Genomic DNA, 13,238 nt, shown 5'->3' with positions numbered 1-13,238 from the left:
AACGCATGAACAGGAGCGCCAAAATGGCCGCCAAAGAGAAATCCGGCAACGCCTTTGTCGAAACCATCAAAACAATCGTCTATGCGCTGTTGATCGCAGGGGTCTTTCGGACCCTGTTTTTCCAGCCTTTCTGGATCCCTTCGGGGTCGATGAAAGAGACGTTGTTGATCGGGGATTTCCTGTTCGTGAACAAAATGGCCTATGGCTATTCCTATGCATCCTGTCCCAGCGTGATGATGCCGCGGTTCGGCATTGAGGTCGACGCAAAAGACGTCTGCGGTGTGTTCGACGGTGACAACACGCGTTTGTTCGGGTCAGAGCCCGAGCGCGGCGATGTGGTGGTCTTCCGTCACCCCGTGTCTGGTCGCGATTACATCAAGCGTCTGATCGGCTTGCCGGGTGACAAGGTTCAGATCACTGGTGGTGTGGTTAGCATCAATGGCACGGCGGTCGAACTGCGTGACGATGGTGTCTTCGAAGAGGTGATGGACCGTCAGGGCCCGCAGGGTATGCGTCCGCGTTGCGAGAACGGTGCCGTCGGTGCCGGTGGTGTATGCGAAAAATCCCGTCAGATCGAAGTGCTCCCTAACGGGGTCGAACATGCGATCCTGAACATTGGCAATCAGGCGTCGGATAATACCGGTGTCTACACGGTGCCAGAAGGGCATTACTTTTTCATGGGTGACAACCGCGACAACTCTGCCGATAGCCGTCTGGCACAGCAGGCCGGTGGCGTCGGTTTCGTGCCGTACGAAAACCTGATCGGTCGCGCTGACCGGATCATGTTCAGCTCGGCCGGTCGGTCGATGTTGTTCTTCTGGACATGGCGCAGCGATCGTTTCTTTAAGGCGATCAAGTGAAGTTGAATGCTGATCTCCGGGCCTTTGAAGGCCGCATCGGGTACCACTTTGCCAAGCCGGAGCTGTTGAACCGCGCGGTGACCCATGCCTCTATGTCGTCGGCCAATCGTGACGACAACCAGCGGCTCGAGTTTCTGGGGGATCGCGTTCTGGGGCTGGTGATGGCCGAAGCGCTGCTGAAACTTGATCCGGCCGCAACCGAAGGGCAGCTGGCCCCGCGGTTCAACGCTTTGGTGCGCAAGGAAGCCTGCGCCGAGGTCGCGCGCGAGATCGACATGGGCGCTGTGCTGAAGCTTGGCCGGTCAGAGATGTTGTCTGGCGGCCGCCGCAAGCAGGCGTTGTTGGGGGACGCGATCGAGGCTATCATCGCTGCTGTCTATCTGGATGGCGGATTTGACGAGGCCAAAGCGTTGATCCTGCGATTGTGGGGTGACCGCGTGATGCAGGTCAAGCAAGACGCCCGCGACGCCAAGACCGCGCTGCAAGAATGGGCGCAAGCGCGCGGCTTGCCGCCCCCCGCCTATGTTCAGACCGACCGGCAGGGGCCAGACCACGCCCCGGTGTTTACCATCACCGCCCGGATTGAAAACGGGGCCAGCGCCGTCGCGTCCGCCCCATCGAAACGTCAGGCCGAACAGGCCGCTGCCAAGACGCTCTTGGCCCAATTGGAGAGACCCTCATGACCACGCGCGCCGGATTTATCGCCCTGATCGGCGAGCCCAACGCGGGCAAATCGACGTTGCTGAACCGCATGGTCGGCGCGAAAGTGTCGATCGTGACCCATAAGGTGCAGACCACACGCGCCCGTATTCGTGGGGTCGCGATGGAAGGGGAAAGCCAGCTTGTGTTCGTGGATACGCCCGGTCTGTTCCAGCCCCGTCGCCGTCTGGACCGCGCCATGGTGGCCGCGGCTTGGGGGGGCGCTGCGGATGCCGATGTTGTCATTCTGCTGATCGAGGCCAACCGCGGGATCACCGAAGGGGTCGAACGTATCCTGGAAGGCCTCGCCGACATCGGTCAGGGGCGCAAGGTCGCGCTTGCAATCAACAAGATCGACCGTGTCGAAGCGCCGGTCCTGTTGGGGCTGAGCAAAGAGATGAACGACCGCTATGATTTTGCCGAAACATTCATGATCTCGGCCGAGCGGGGGCATGGTGTGGATACGTTGCGCCAATGGCTGGCAGGCGAATTGCCCGAGGGGCCGTGGCTCTATCCCGAAGACCAGATCGCCGATCTGCCCATGCGCATGATCGCCGCCGAAATGACCCGTGAGAAACTGACCCTGCGTCTGCATCAGGAGCTGCCCTATCAGCTGACGGTCGAGACGGAGAACTGGGAAGAGCGTAAAGACGGCTCTGCGCGGGTGGATCAGTTGATCTATGTGGTGCGCGACGGTCACAAGGGGATCGTGCTTGGCAGCAAGGGCGAGACGATCAAGGCGGTCAGCAAAGCCTCTCGCGAGGAGCTTGAAGAGTTTCTGGGGCGGAAAGTGCACCTGTTTTTGCAGGTCAAAGTGCGCCCGAACTGGTTGGACGAGGCGGAGCGCTACTCGGAGATGGGGTTGGAGTTCAAAGACGGCAATGTCTAGATCTGGTGCGGCCCGACCCTTCGGGGAGGATTTTACACCATTTGGAACGACGGGGCTGTCATGGCCCGGCTGACCGCGCGGTTCTGGGTCGATGCCTATCTGGCGCGGCTGCGGGTGTATGATATTCCCGCGTTCGTGGTCGCGCATGGGGATGACACTGGCGGCGCTGTTCTGGTGAAGCTTGCAACGCTCGATGGAAATGCACAGCTTTTTCAGAAAAGTTTCGATTTAATCAGTGGTGAGCGGACCTGGGTCGAAATGACAAGCGGACAGGAGCCGGAGGTTGATGCGTCGATCAGCCGACAGCGCAGCTTTGATCCAGACCTATGGGTGATCGAGGTAGAAGACAGGCAAGGTCGGCATCTGCTGCATGAGGACGGGCTGAGCTGATGGAATGGCGCGATCAAGGCATTTTGCTCAGCGCGCGCCGCCATGGTGAGACATCGGCCATCATCGAGGTGTTCACCCCCGAGCGCGGCCGCCACGCCGGGATCGTACGCGGCGGTACCAGTCGCAAGATTGCCCCAATTCTCCAACCGGGCGCACAGTTAGACATTGCATGGCGCGCACGGCTTGAGGATCATATCGGCGCGTTTACTGTAGAGCCCGTCCGCAGCCGCGCCGCATTGGCAATGCATGATCGGCTGAGCCTTGCGGGGTTGAATGCGGTGACGGGGCTGCTTGCCTTTGCATTGCCCGAACGCGAAGCGCATGCGCCATTATATCGTCGAACTGAAGCGCTTCTGGATCTATTGGGGCAGGGGGACCTGTGGCCGTTGGCCTATCTTCAATGGGAAATCAGCCTGTTAGACGAGCTTGGCTATGGGCTTGATCTGAGCGCCTGTGCGGTGACCGGACGGACCAGCGGGCTGGTCTTTGTATCTCCGAAAACGGGGCGTGCTGTGACCCGAGAAGGGGCGGGGGAGTGGGTTGATAAAATGCTGCCATTGTCGCCCGTTTTACGGGGGGAAGGGGATGCGAGCGATGCGGATATTGCGCTGGCGTTCAAAACCACGGGATATTTCCTAGAGCGGCATTTGGCGCGCGATCTAGGGGACAAGCCCCTACCCGAGGCGCGCGCGCGCTACGTCGAGGCATTTAGTCGACGGCGCGAAACACCATATTAAGATCCTCGGTGTTAGACAGGATCATGACGTCATTCAGAATCTCGACGAGGGTGGCGTTGTTGAGCGCGTCGATAACAATGTTTTCTTGGCCGAGATCAGGACATGCCTTTTTGGTGGAGGATATGAGCGTAAAAGAAAACCAAGGGTAGGGCAGCTTGTTCGTGCCGGACATCCGATTGCAGGGGCCTTGAACGGTAACCTGTTCTTTTTCTGGAAAGGACAGCTGTGTGTTTGCTGAGAACGGGACCCCGTTTAGTTCTTGCAAGCGCCATAGGCGATCGGCGGCCCCATACGCCCGCAGAGTTTCGTCCTGACTGCACTGGGTCGTCAGGGCTATGGCCAGAAAGAGGGAGGTCAGCTTGATCATGGGGTCCGGATAGGCAGCCCGACGATTTCACGCGTCAGGCTGCCCGAACTTCATCCGAGCAAACGGCGCGAGATGACCTGCGCCTGAATCTCTGCCGCGCCTTCGAAAATGTTGAGGATACGTGCGTCGCATAGGACACGGCTGATTTTGTATTCGAGTGCAAAACCGTTGCCGCCATGGATCTGCAAGCCATTGTCAGCTGCGGCCCAAGCGACCCGTGCGCCGAGCAGTTTGGCCATGCCCGCTTCGACATCACAGCGCCGGCCTTCGTCTTTTTCAAACGCCGAGAAATAGGTGAGTTGGCGGGCGATCATGATTTCGACCGCCATCATCGCCAGTTTGGACGACACGCGAGGGAAGTTGATGAGAGACTTGCCGAACTGCTTGCGATCAATCGCGTATTGCATCGAAATGTCGAGCGCGGATTGCGCGACCCCGATGGCACGCGCGGCTGTCTGGATGCGCGCGCTTTCAAAGGTTTCCATCAACTGTTTGAACCCTTTGCCCTCTTCGCCGCCCAACAGGTTTTCACCTTTGACGTGGAACCCGTCGAAACCAAGCTCGTATTCCTTCATGCCGCGATAGCCGAGCACTTCGATCTCGCCGCCGGTCATGCCTTCTGAAGGGAAAGGGTTCGCGTCGGCGCCCGGCGTTTTCTCGGCCAAGAACATCGACAGGCCCTTGTAGTTCGACGTCTGCGGATCCGTGCGCGCGAGCAGCGTCATCACATGGGTCCGGGCCGCGTGCGTGATCCAGGTTTTATTGCCAGTTATCTTATAATCGTCGCCATCTTTCACCGCGCGCGTGCGCAAAGAACCAAGGTCAGAGCCGGTGTTCGGTTCCGTGAATACGGCTGTGGGCAAGGTCTCGGCGCTGGCGATCCGCGGGAGCCACTTTTCTTTTTGGGCGTCCGTCCCGCCGGCGATGATCAGTTCGGCCGCGATTTCAGACCGCGTGCCGAGCGAGCCCACGCCGATATAGCCGCGCGACAGCTCTTCCGAGACGACGCACATAGAGGCTTTGGACAGCCCAAAGCCACCAAATTCTTCGGGGATCGTCAGGCCGAAAACGCCCATTTCCGCCAATTCATTGATGACTTCAATCGGGATCAGCTCGTCCTTCAGGTGCCATTCGTGGGCAAATGGTTCCACTTTTTCAACAGCGTAACGACGGAACTGTTCGCGGATCATCTCCAGCTCTTCGTCAAGGCCGGACCGCCCGACGGTGATGTTGGCGCTTTGCTCTTGCATGAGTTCGACAAGGCGCGTGCGTGCAGCCTGCGAATTGCCTCGTTGCTGCAGTGTCGTGATGCCGGCATTGGAAAACGCGTTTTGATCTGTGGTAGAGACGCCAAGATCATGCAGGCGCAGAATTTCCCCTTGGTTCATCTGAATGCCGCCGGAAATCTGGCACAGGTATTCGCCGAATGCGATTTGATGGATCAACTGTTCTGTTTCGGAAAACGTGCCATCTGCGTCGAGCTTCTCTGCCCATAGCTGCATCTGGTGAAGCGATTGGGCGTAGGTTGCAAGCCACGCAAGACCATGCGCGGCGGTTTGGTTTTCTTCGACCAGTGTATTCGACACTTTCCCGTCTTGAGAAACGGTCGCACGAACCGCGGATTTAGCGGCTTCTAAAAGGCGGTCTACCGGGGCCAGCGTTGATCTGGTGGTTGCGAGCAGGTCATCGATCACGATGTTCGCGCCAGAAATCACGTCTTGTCCATCATGTGCCATCTGTAAGCTCCCTTGTTTGGTTAAGCACGGCATAACCTTTTCGCAGGTGCAGCACAATAAAGATACGTTTTGCTGCGTCAATTTGGTTTAAAATTACGCTGAGGATTTCGCGTGCGCTCCGCCGCAATCTTGGTATGACGTGCGGTATGGACATGTTTTTCAGTTTATTGACGCCGTCAGAATGGGCGTTCGCCTTTGGAATTGGCCTTGTGGCGGGATTCATTAAGGGCGTCGTGGGCTTCGCGATGCCGCTGGTGCTGATTTCAGGGCTGACGATGTTCTTGTCACCTGAGCTTGCCCTTGCGGGGCTGATCTTCCCGACTGTAATTACCAATATGTTTCAGGCACTACGGCAGGGGGTGGCTGCGGCTTGGGACTCCATCAAAAAGTTTAAGGTTTTCCTGATTGCGGGCGGCATAGCGCTTAGCTTGTCAGCGCAGACCGTGCGTTTTCTCGCCACCGATACGATGCTGCTGGTGATTGGTGTTCCGATCACATTGTTCGCGCTGTGGCAGGTGACGGGGCGTAGCTTCACCCTGTCGCACCGATCTACAAAACTAGAAGCATTTATAGGTGCCTTCGCCGGGGCGGTCGGTGGCGTATCGGCCGTTTGGGGGCCGCCTACCGTCGCCTACCTGACCGCATTGGGCACGCCCAAGCACGACCAAATGCGGGTTCAGGGTGTCATCTACGGACTCGGCGCGGTGCTATTGTTGTTTTCGCACTTCGGATCTGGCGTGCTTCGCGCTGAAACCGTGCCCTTTTCTGCCGTCATGATCTTGCCGTCGCTTACCGGTATGTGGCTTGGCAGCAAAGTCATGGATAAGATTGACCAAGCGTCCTTTAAGAAAGCGACGCTGGTCATCCTATTGATTGCAGGCGCAAACTTGGTGCGCCGAGGCGTGTTTGGTTAAGGCTTAGCCCTGACGCGCGACCGTTAGCCCAGACACATCTTCGATAAACGTCACAATACGCGTTTTAAGCGCGTCGTCGTTTATTGCGGCCAAGGCGCTGACAATCTCGATGCTCGGGTCGGCTTTGGGCGCATCATTCGTGTTGTCATGCAGACCTTCAAAGAAATACGCGGGCGTTACGTCTAAAATCTGGGACAGTTCAAACAGGCGGCTTGCCGCGACCCGGTTTGACCCGATTTCGTATTTCTGGATTTGCTGGAACGACAGGTTTAACCGCTTGGCCACATCAGTTTGGGAAAGCCGACGCAGCGTACGGATCTGTTTAAGTTTTTTGCCGACGTGGATGTCCACTGGATGCGACATATTAATTACCTCCGGTTGTTGTTGAATTAGTCATCCCCAAATCACTCTTTCCGTTCAATTGGATAGATTTATTCAATTTGTGGTTACAAAGTGGCCAAGGGTGTATTATGAATAATGCCTTAATGTATGATTAATTTACCATTGGTGACGAATGAACACTGTCGACAGCCCAAAGCCAGTTGATTTTGACGCGGACCGAATTCCGCCGTTACTATATGAAATGGTTAGATCTTTTACCGTCCTCGCGGATACGTTGAACCTTAGTCAAGCTGTGCGCTTGTTGGGAAGTACGCGGCAGACGGTTCGGCGCCATATTGCCCAAATTGAGGAGTTCTTGGGGGCTCCTATGTTTGAGGTTGATGAGCGCCGGTACAAATTAACACAGCGTGGTGAAGAAGCTTTGCCAGAAGCGCGTGAGTTTCTCGCGCGGGGCAAAGTCTGGATCAAGGGCAACACGCGGAGCACGGGTGGGCTTTTACGGCTGTCCCACGAAACACCCAACGGATGGAATTTTTATCAGCAGCAACGGCCACTTACCCAGATTTGGGACGGTGAATCTGAAATGATCAAGGAGGCATTCTCGGCCTGGGTGCAGAGCGAGGGCCGGTTGGAACATGAGAATTTTCAACAAATTCGCCCCTATGTCCTAGTGTATCGCGACTCACCCAGTGGTTGGATCTGTATCGAAGTCGGACAAGAATCATTTTACACAAGTTGGTGGGGTTGGGAGAATGCGCGCAGCAGTATTGGCCGCCCTCTCGGCAATTTTCCGGGCGGTCCCGAGTTTGAGGCGATGCTGGATTTCCCCTTTCGGGAGGTTCAGGCGAATGGCGGGGTCCGCCTTGACGAGGTTGTGACGCAAATGCCAAGAAACACGGCAGGCGGAGAGCTTATCCCATTGGCCTATAAACGACTTTTGATGGCGAGCCGTTTCCCTGACGGAAGCTTTGCTTTGATATCCGCGGTAGATAGATCACGTCACGTCACCATCTCAGGGTTGGATCAAGACGCGATGGTTGGCATGCCCGAGGATGCGATCGTCGGCTTCTAGCCGGTTACCGAAAAATCGAAGAAAATTCCCGATAAATAAGCTACCCTTTGATCAGCTTGCATCAAAGGAGAGTTCAGTATGACGTTGTTAAGTTTTCAAGACGGCGAACGGTTTATCGCCAGCAGTTCCGCACTTTTGCATGAGGCCGGGATTACATTAACGGTCGGTTATGATTTTGCTGAGTATAAGACGATATTGCAGGACGCGCGTCCGGATCACTTGCTAGGGCTGCCGTTTGACCCTGAAACGCACGACCTGAACGAAACCAATGCCTTTTGGATTGTCGGCCGAAATGCCAAAGGCGATGTTATGCATACGCAGGCAATGCGTATGCTGGATTTGAAAGGAGCCAAGCTAGCCGAATATCTTCGTCGTTCATTTATCGAGTTTCCGCCGCCCGGCGTTGACATCGATTTTCTTCGATCACGGTATCGGGCGGGGCCGGGTGCGCAGCGCATCGCTGGCGACGTGTGCTATCATGGGGAGTTCTGGGTGGGCACAACGCCGCGAGAGTTCAGAAACGCAGGTCTATCTTCTGTGCTGGGGCGCTATGCATTCTGGCAGGCGATGCAGCATTGGGATCCTGACCATGTCATCGCGTTTATGACCAACTCGGTCGTGTATAAGGGCTTTCCAGCGCGGCACGGCTATATGCATACGGAGCCAGGCACATTGCGCTGGTTCATCAACGGAATGGATGCGCCGGTCGAGGGGTTCATGGCCTATATGGGGCGCGATGATTTGCGCTTTATTCTGGATATGCCGCTCTCGGGCCGAGCGTCGAAAGCGGCATAGTCTGCGCATGGAAAAAGAGCCGCGCATTGGCGCGGCTCTGTTAAGCTTTAGCCGATGGCGGCCGCTTTCACGTCGTCATCAATATAAGGGAGGTATTGTTCGAAGTTTTCTGCAAACATCTTGACCAGCTTGTCAGCCTGACGATCGTAGGATTCAGGGTTGTCCCATGTCCGGCGTGGATCCAGCAGGATGTCAGCAACACCCGTAACCGCCACGGGAACATCAAAGCCGAAGTTTGGATCTTTGCGGTACTCTACGCCCGCGAGCGCCCCTTCCAATGCTGCGGTCAGCAGCGCGCGCGTTGCTTTGATCGGCATGCGGCTGCCTGTGCCATAAGCGCCCCCAGTCCAGCCAGTGTTTACCAGCCAGCAGGTTGCGCCATGCGCCGCGATCTTCTCGCGGAGAAGGTTCCCGTAGACTTCGGGGCGACGCGGCATGAAGGGCGCACCAAAGCAGGTCGAGAATGTAGGCTCGGGTTCAGTCACGCCACGTTCGGTACCGGCAACCTTGGAGGTGAAGCCAGACAGGAAGTGGTACATGGCCTGCGCCGGGGTCAAGCGCGCGATAGGGGGAAGAACACCGAACGCATCACAGGTTAGCATGATGATATTCTTGGGGTGCCCACCCGTCGCTTTCGCCGAGGCGTTAGAAATGTAGTGAAGCGGGTAAGCGCAACGCATATTGGCGGTGAGGCTGTCATCGTCGAAATCAAGCTCTTTGGTGTCTTCATCAAAGATCATGTTCTCGATCACGGTGCCGAATTTTTCGGTAGTCGCGTAAATCTCGGGCTCTGCCTCGCGGCTGAGGTTGATCGTCTTGGCGTAGCAGCCGCCTTCGAAATTAAAGGTCCCGTTATCCGACCAGCCGTGTTCATCGTCACCAATCAATGTGCGGCCCGGATCGGCGGATAGCGTGGTCTTTCCTGTGCCTGACAGACCGAAGAATACAGCGGTATCAACGGGATTGCCGGTAGCATGGTTGGCCGAGCAGTGCATCGGCATGATCCCTTTTTCCGGCAACAGGTAGTTCAGCAGGGTGAATACAGATTTCTTGTTCTCACCTGCGTATTCTGTGCCGCCGATCAAGATCATCTTCTTGTCGAAGTTCATCGCAATGACGGTTTCCGAGCGGCAATCGTGTTTGGCTGGATCAGCCGAAAAGCTCGGGCAGTTGATCACGGTGAAGTCCGCGATGAAATCATCCAGCGCGTCGCGCTCGGGGCGGCGCAGCATGTGGCGAATGAACAGACCGTGCCAAGCCAGCTCGGTTACCATACGCACGTTGATCGCGTGTTTCGGATCGGCCCCACCGACCAGATCCTGGACGAAGTAATCACGCCCCTGCATGTGCGCCAACATGTCCTTGTGAAGCGCATCAAAGCCTTCAGGCGACATCTCGGCGTTGTTTTCCCACCAGATTTTATCGGCAACGCTGTCGGTTTTTACGACATGTTTATCCTTGGGGGAGCGTCCGGTGAATTTGCCCGTCGTCACAAGAAACGCGCCGCCCCTGCCCAACGTGCCTTCTTCCCGTTTCAGCGCGGCTTCGACCAACGCGGGTTCGATCATGTTATAATAGACATCACCAAGCCCGCTTATGCCTTGGTCTTCGAGGCGGAATTGCGGATTTACGCGGCCTAACGTCATGTGATGTCTCCTGTAGCTGCACCGAGAAAAGGTGCCAATTCTTGCACAAATGGCTCGACCCAAGGGGTCGTGTCCGCCTCTTAGCACGTTGATTTACAGTATGAACAGGTAGGTTAGTCGCAGTTAGCGCCACCATGTAACTGTTTGCGGAAACTGTCGTTAATTGAACGTAAAGTGCGATGGGGTAACGTGGCGTCTGCACCCCACATGTGCGGCAATTTAGCCATTCATTGGCAAATTGTGGCGTGATTATGGCCAAGATGAGGAGCGATTCGCAGTTTCCGATTGATTCGGCCGCGTAAATTGATGATCAATGAAAGAAAAAATATTATGGCAGTTGAGCAGCATATAAAAGGAACAGGCAATGTCTAAAATTGCATTGGTGGATGACGACAGGAATATCCTGACGTCGGTTTCAATGACGTTGGAAGCCGAAGGTTTCGAAGTCGAGACATATAATGACGGGCAGGCCGCGTTGGACGCGTTCAACAAAAAACTGCCCGACATGGCGGTGTTGGACATCAAGATGCCTCGCATGGATGGCATGGATTTGCTGCAAAGGCTTCGCCAGAAAACCGCGATGCCCGTGATCTTTCTGACATCCAAAGATGACGAGATTGATGAAGTGCTCGGCCTGCGGATGGGGGCTGACGACTACGTGAAAAAACCCTTTAGTCAGCGGCTTTTGGTTGAACGTATCCGTGCGCTGTTGCGCCGTCAGGATGCGGTGGAAACCAATGAGGTCGGCGACACCGAAGAAACCAAAGTGATCGAACGTGGTGATTTGCGCATGGATCCGTTGCGCCATGCAGTCAGCTGGAAGGGTAAGGACGTATCCCTGACGGTGACAGAATTCCTGCTGCTGCAAGCGCTTGCACAGCGCCCCGGCTTTGTGAAGTCGCGTGACCAGTTGATGGACGTGGCATATGATGATCAAGTGTACGTCGACGACCGTACAATCGATAGTCATATCAAACGGTTGCGCAAAAAAATGCGGACTGCGGATGACGAGTTTTCCGCGATCGAAACACTCTATGGCATCGGCTACAGATACAACGAAGAGTGACCTGAGCCATGGCCATTGTCGAAAGGAATTTTGTGCGAGACATGACCACACCTTATCGGGACGGTGATGTTGTATTGGGCGACGATTGGGTCGCTCCGGACAAAACCGCGACAGATGAACTGCGCAGCAAACGCGCGCGGCGGGGGCTCTTCTCTCTGCGTGCGTCGCCGCTGACGCGCAAGATCATCACATTTAACTTGATTGCGTTGAATGTTTTGGCCGCCGGTATTCTTTATCTTAACTCTTCTCGCGATAGCCTGGCCGTGCAGCGTGGTGCGTCACTGGTTTCGGAAGCTGAACTGATCGCTGACGTTTTTGAGGCGCAGTTGGCAACGGCGGGTACGCCTGACAGCCTGAGCGACGCGATAGATGTGGATGCAAGCCTTGGCCGGCTTGATTTGCGCAGCGGGATCGAGGTGTTTGTATTCGATTCTACCGAAAGCCTTGTTGCGCAGAACGCGGGTGCCGCCGCGCGAAATAACGTCGGTGCCGAAGATGACACGGCGCTGATTTCCGATGGGTTGAGCTGGCTTTGGGGGCTGCTCTCCCGACCGTTCGAAAGCGCCGCCGCGGCAGATCCTGCTCCGTTGGCGGAACAGTTGCAGCCGTTGGTATCGGGTGCATTGGTAGGCGGGACCAAGGTGCGGAACGATCTTGTCGGCACTGGTGGCACGCTTTTCTCCGTTGCTACGCCGATTGTGCAGAACGGATTGCCAGTCGGCGTTGTCGCCGTCACCTCGGCGGCGGGTGAAATTGACAAACTGGTTCGCGGCGAACGGGAGAGGGTGCTCCAGATGTTCGTGATCGCGACGCTGGTTTCGATCGGGTTGAGCCTCGTGCTGGCCTCGACCATTGCAAATCCGTTGTCCGATCTTGCTGCCGCGGCAGAGCTTGGGCGTGATAAAGATGCGCGAAAGATGAACCCGGGCCGCATTCGTATCCCTGATTTGACGGCGCGTCCTGATGAAATAGGGCGCTTGTCGGGCGCACTGCGCGGGATGGTTTCCGCATTATACAACCGCATCGACGGAAACGAACAGTTTGCCGCCGATGTCGCGCATGAGATCAAGAATCCGCTTGCTTCGCTCCGTTCTGCGGTAGGCACGCTGCGCCTGATCAAGCGTGAGGACCAGCGCGAAAAACTGCTGGATGTCATCGACCATGACGTTCGCCGGTTGGATCGTTTGGTGAGTGATATTTCGAATGCGTCCCGTCTGGACAGCGAATTGGTCAAGGAAGAGGAAGAGCCGTTTGATCTGCTGATGATGATCAGCAATCTGGGTCAGTATCTTGGCGAAGATGCGCGCAAACGTGGCATCGATTTTATCACCGATCTGCCCGAACAACCGATCATCGTGCACGGGTTGGAAGCACGCTTGGCACAGGTTTTTGTGAATCTGATCAGCAATGCCGTCTCGTTCTGCGAAGACGGCGATGCCATTCGGGTCTGGGCACGTAAACGTGAAAATCGCGTTCTTGTGGTCGTCGAAGACACGGGACCCGGCATTCCAGAGCAAGCTCTGTCGAAGATATTTAAGCGTTTTTATTCGCAGCGCCCGGAAGAGCATTTTGGCAATAACTCCGGCCTCGGGCTGGCGATCTCGAAGCAGATTGTCGAAGCGCATGGCGGCGTGATCTGGGCAGAAAATATCCGGCCCACGGATGCCGATATCTCCTCGGATCCCCTTGGCGCGCGCTTTGTAGTCGGCCTGCCCACCTGAACCG

The 13,238-nt window shown here is 56.2% G+C and carries 14 protein-coding genes; 10 read left to right on the top strand and 4 right to left on the bottom strand.

Annotated features, from left to right (window positions below; translation table 11 throughout):
* The first annotated feature begins 23 nt into the window (after positions 1–23).
* The 5 genes from lepB to recO are packed head-to-tail and all read left to right on the top strand — an operon-like array spanning position 24 to position 3,575.
* Positions 24–860, top strand: coding sequence for a signal peptidase I (gene lepB, locus AB1495_RS03690; protein ID WP_074637211.1), 837 nt, complete (start codon positions 24–26; stop codon positions 858–860).
* Positions 857–1,543, top strand: a complete 687-nt coding sequence (gene rnc, locus AB1495_RS03685) for a ribonuclease III (protein WP_005849933.1) — start codon at positions 857–859, stop codon at positions 1,541–1,543. Before lepB ends, rnc begins: the two co-directional genes overlap by 4 nt.
* Positions 1,540–2,448: a GTPase Era gene (era, locus tag AB1495_RS03680; RefSeq protein ID WP_037966775.1), complete on the top strand. Its 909-nt coding sequence runs from the start codon at positions 1,540–1,542 to the stop codon at positions 2,446–2,448. The genes rnc and era overlap by 4 nt, the downstream gene beginning before the upstream one ends.
* 60 nt (positions 2,449–2,508) lie before the next feature.
* The gene (locus AB1495_RS03675) at positions 2,509–2,838 is read left to right on the top strand and encodes a DUF1491 family protein (protein WP_037966773.1); all 330 of its coding nucleotides are present in this window, start codon (positions 2,509–2,511) and stop codon (positions 2,836–2,838) included.
* Positions 2,838–3,575 carry a DNA repair protein RecO gene (recO, locus tag AB1495_RS03670; RefSeq protein ID WP_005849930.1) on the top strand — a complete coding sequence of 246 codons (738 nt, stop codon included), beginning with the start codon at positions 2,838–2,840 and terminating at the stop codon, positions 3,573–3,575. Before AB1495_RS03675 ends, recO begins: the two co-directional genes overlap by 1 nt.
* On the opposite strand, the gene AB1495_RS03665 is transcribed toward recO, so the two are convergent.
* Entirely contained in the window at positions 3,547–3,942 is a 396-nt protein-coding gene (locus AB1495_RS03665; protein WP_074637209.1) for an META domain-containing protein, read from the bottom strand. The genes recO and AB1495_RS03665 overlap by 29 nt on opposite strands.
* A gap of 50 nt (positions 3,943–3,992) precedes the next feature.
* Positions 3,993–5,678 carry an acyl-CoA dehydrogenase family protein gene (locus AB1495_RS03660; RefSeq protein WP_074637207.1) on the bottom strand — a complete coding sequence of 562 codons (1,686 nt, stop codon included), beginning with the start codon at positions 5,676–5,678 and terminating at the stop codon, positions 3,993–3,995.
* 146 nt (positions 5,679–5,824) lie between these two features.
* Here AB1495_RS03660 and AB1495_RS03655 point away from each other — a divergent pair, with 146 nt between their 5' ends.
* The gene (locus AB1495_RS03655; protein WP_074637206.1) at positions 5,825–6,592 is read left to right on the top strand and encodes a sulfite exporter TauE/SafE family protein; all 768 of its coding nucleotides are present in this window, start codon (positions 5,825–5,827) and stop codon (positions 6,590–6,592) included.
* Between the two features lie 3 nt (positions 6,593–6,595).
* Here the strand turns inward: AB1495_RS03655 and AB1495_RS03650 are convergent, their stop codons facing one another.
* Positions 6,596–6,955: a helix-turn-helix domain-containing protein gene (locus AB1495_RS03650; RefSeq protein WP_005849925.1), complete on the bottom strand. Its 360-nt coding sequence runs from the start codon at positions 6,953–6,955 to the stop codon at positions 6,596–6,598.
* Between the two features lie 220 nt (positions 6,956–7,175).
* Here AB1495_RS03650 and AB1495_RS03645 point away from each other — a divergent pair, with 220 nt between their 5' ends.
* Positions 7,176–8,006, top strand: a complete 831-nt coding sequence (locus AB1495_RS03645) for a LysR family transcriptional regulator (RefSeq protein ID WP_009825327.1) — start codon at positions 7,176–7,178, stop codon at positions 8,004–8,006.
* A 78-nt stretch (positions 8,007–8,084) separates the two neighbouring features.
* On the top strand, positions 8,085–8,801 hold the full coding sequence (locus tag AB1495_RS03640; RefSeq protein ID WP_074637204.1) for a hypothetical protein: 717 nt from the start codon (positions 8,085–8,087) through the stop codon (positions 8,799–8,801).
* 47 nt (positions 8,802–8,848) lie between these two features.
* Here the strand turns inward: AB1495_RS03640 and AB1495_RS03635 are convergent, their stop codons facing one another.
* On the bottom strand, positions 8,849–10,447 hold the full coding sequence (locus tag AB1495_RS03635) for a phosphoenolpyruvate carboxykinase (RefSeq protein WP_074637202.1): 1,599 nt from the start codon (positions 10,445–10,447) through the stop codon (positions 8,849–8,851).
* A 364-nt stretch (positions 10,448–10,811) separates the two neighbouring features.
* Between AB1495_RS03635 and AB1495_RS03630 the strand changes: the two genes are divergently transcribed.
* Positions 10,812–11,513, top strand: a complete 702-nt coding sequence (locus tag AB1495_RS03630; RefSeq protein WP_005849917.1) for a response regulator transcription factor — start codon at positions 10,812–10,814, stop codon at positions 11,511–11,513.
* Positions 11,514–11,554: 41 nt separating this feature from the next.
* The gene (locus tag AB1495_RS03625) at positions 11,555–13,234 is read left to right on the top strand and encodes a sensor histidine kinase (RefSeq protein ID WP_244269017.1); all 1,680 of its coding nucleotides are present in this window, start codon (positions 11,555–11,557) and stop codon (positions 13,232–13,234) included.
* The last annotated feature ends 4 nt before the right edge of the window (positions 13,235–13,238 follow it).

Origin of the sequence: Sulfitobacter pontiacus, from assembly GCF_040790665.1 — a bacterium.
Taxonomy (GTDB): domain Bacteria; phylum Pseudomonadota; class Alphaproteobacteria; order Rhodobacterales; family Rhodobacteraceae; genus Sulfitobacter; species Sulfitobacter pontiacus.
The sequence above is the reverse complement of the archived record's forward strand: the minus strand, read 5'-3'. Positions and strand labels throughout refer to the sequence as shown.

What these genes read in the sequence shown, in the direction of transcription:
- AB1495_RS03655 (WP_074637206.1), top strand. Translation starts at nt 5,825, where the DNA reads ATGGACATGTTTTTCAGTTTATTGACGCCGTCAGAATGGGCGTTCGCC.
- AB1495_RS03645 (WP_009825327.1), top strand. Translation starts at nt 7,176, where the DNA reads ATGGTTAGATCTTTTACCGTCCTCGCGGATACGTTGAACCTTAGTCAA.
- recO (WP_005849930.1), top strand. Translation starts at nt 2,838, where the DNA reads ATGGAATGGCGCGATCAAGGCATTTTGCTCAGCGCGCGCCGCCATGGT.
- AB1495_RS03675 (WP_037966773.1), top strand. Translation starts at nt 2,509, where the DNA reads ATGGCCCGGCTGACCGCGCGGTTCTGGGTCGATGCCTATCTGGCGCGG.
- AB1495_RS03665 (WP_074637209.1), bottom strand. Translation starts at nt 3,942, where the DNA reads ATGATCAAGCTGACCTCCCTCTTTCTGGCCATAGCCCTGACGACCCAG.
- AB1495_RS03625 (WP_244269017.1), top strand. Translation starts at nt 11,555, where the DNA reads ATGACCACACCTTATCGGGACGGTGATGTTGTATTGGGCGACGATTGG.
- AB1495_RS03650 (WP_005849925.1), bottom strand. Translation starts at nt 6,955, where the DNA reads ATGTCGCATCCAGTGGACATCCACGTCGGCAAAAAACTTAAACAGATC.
- lepB (WP_074637211.1), top strand. Translation starts at nt 24, where the DNA reads ATGGCCGCCAAAGAGAAATCCGGCAACGCCTTTGTCGAAACCATCAAA.
- AB1495_RS03640 (WP_074637204.1), top strand. Translation starts at nt 8,085, where the DNA reads ATGACGTTGTTAAGTTTTCAAGACGGCGAACGGTTTATCGCCAGCAGT.
- era (WP_037966775.1), top strand. Translation starts at nt 1,540, where the DNA reads ATGACCACGCGCGCCGGATTTATCGCCCTGATCGGCGAGCCCAACGCG.
- AB1495_RS03660 (WP_074637207.1), bottom strand. Translation starts at nt 5,678, where the DNA reads ATGGCACATGATGGACAAGACGTGATTTCTGGCGCGAACATCGTGATC.
- AB1495_RS03635 (WP_074637202.1), bottom strand. Translation starts at nt 10,447, where the DNA reads ATGACGTTAGGCCGCGTAAATCCGCAATTCCGCCTCGAAGACCAAGGC.
- AB1495_RS03630 (WP_005849917.1), top strand. Translation starts at nt 10,812, where the DNA reads ATGTCTAAAATTGCATTGGTGGATGACGACAGGAATATCCTGACGTCG.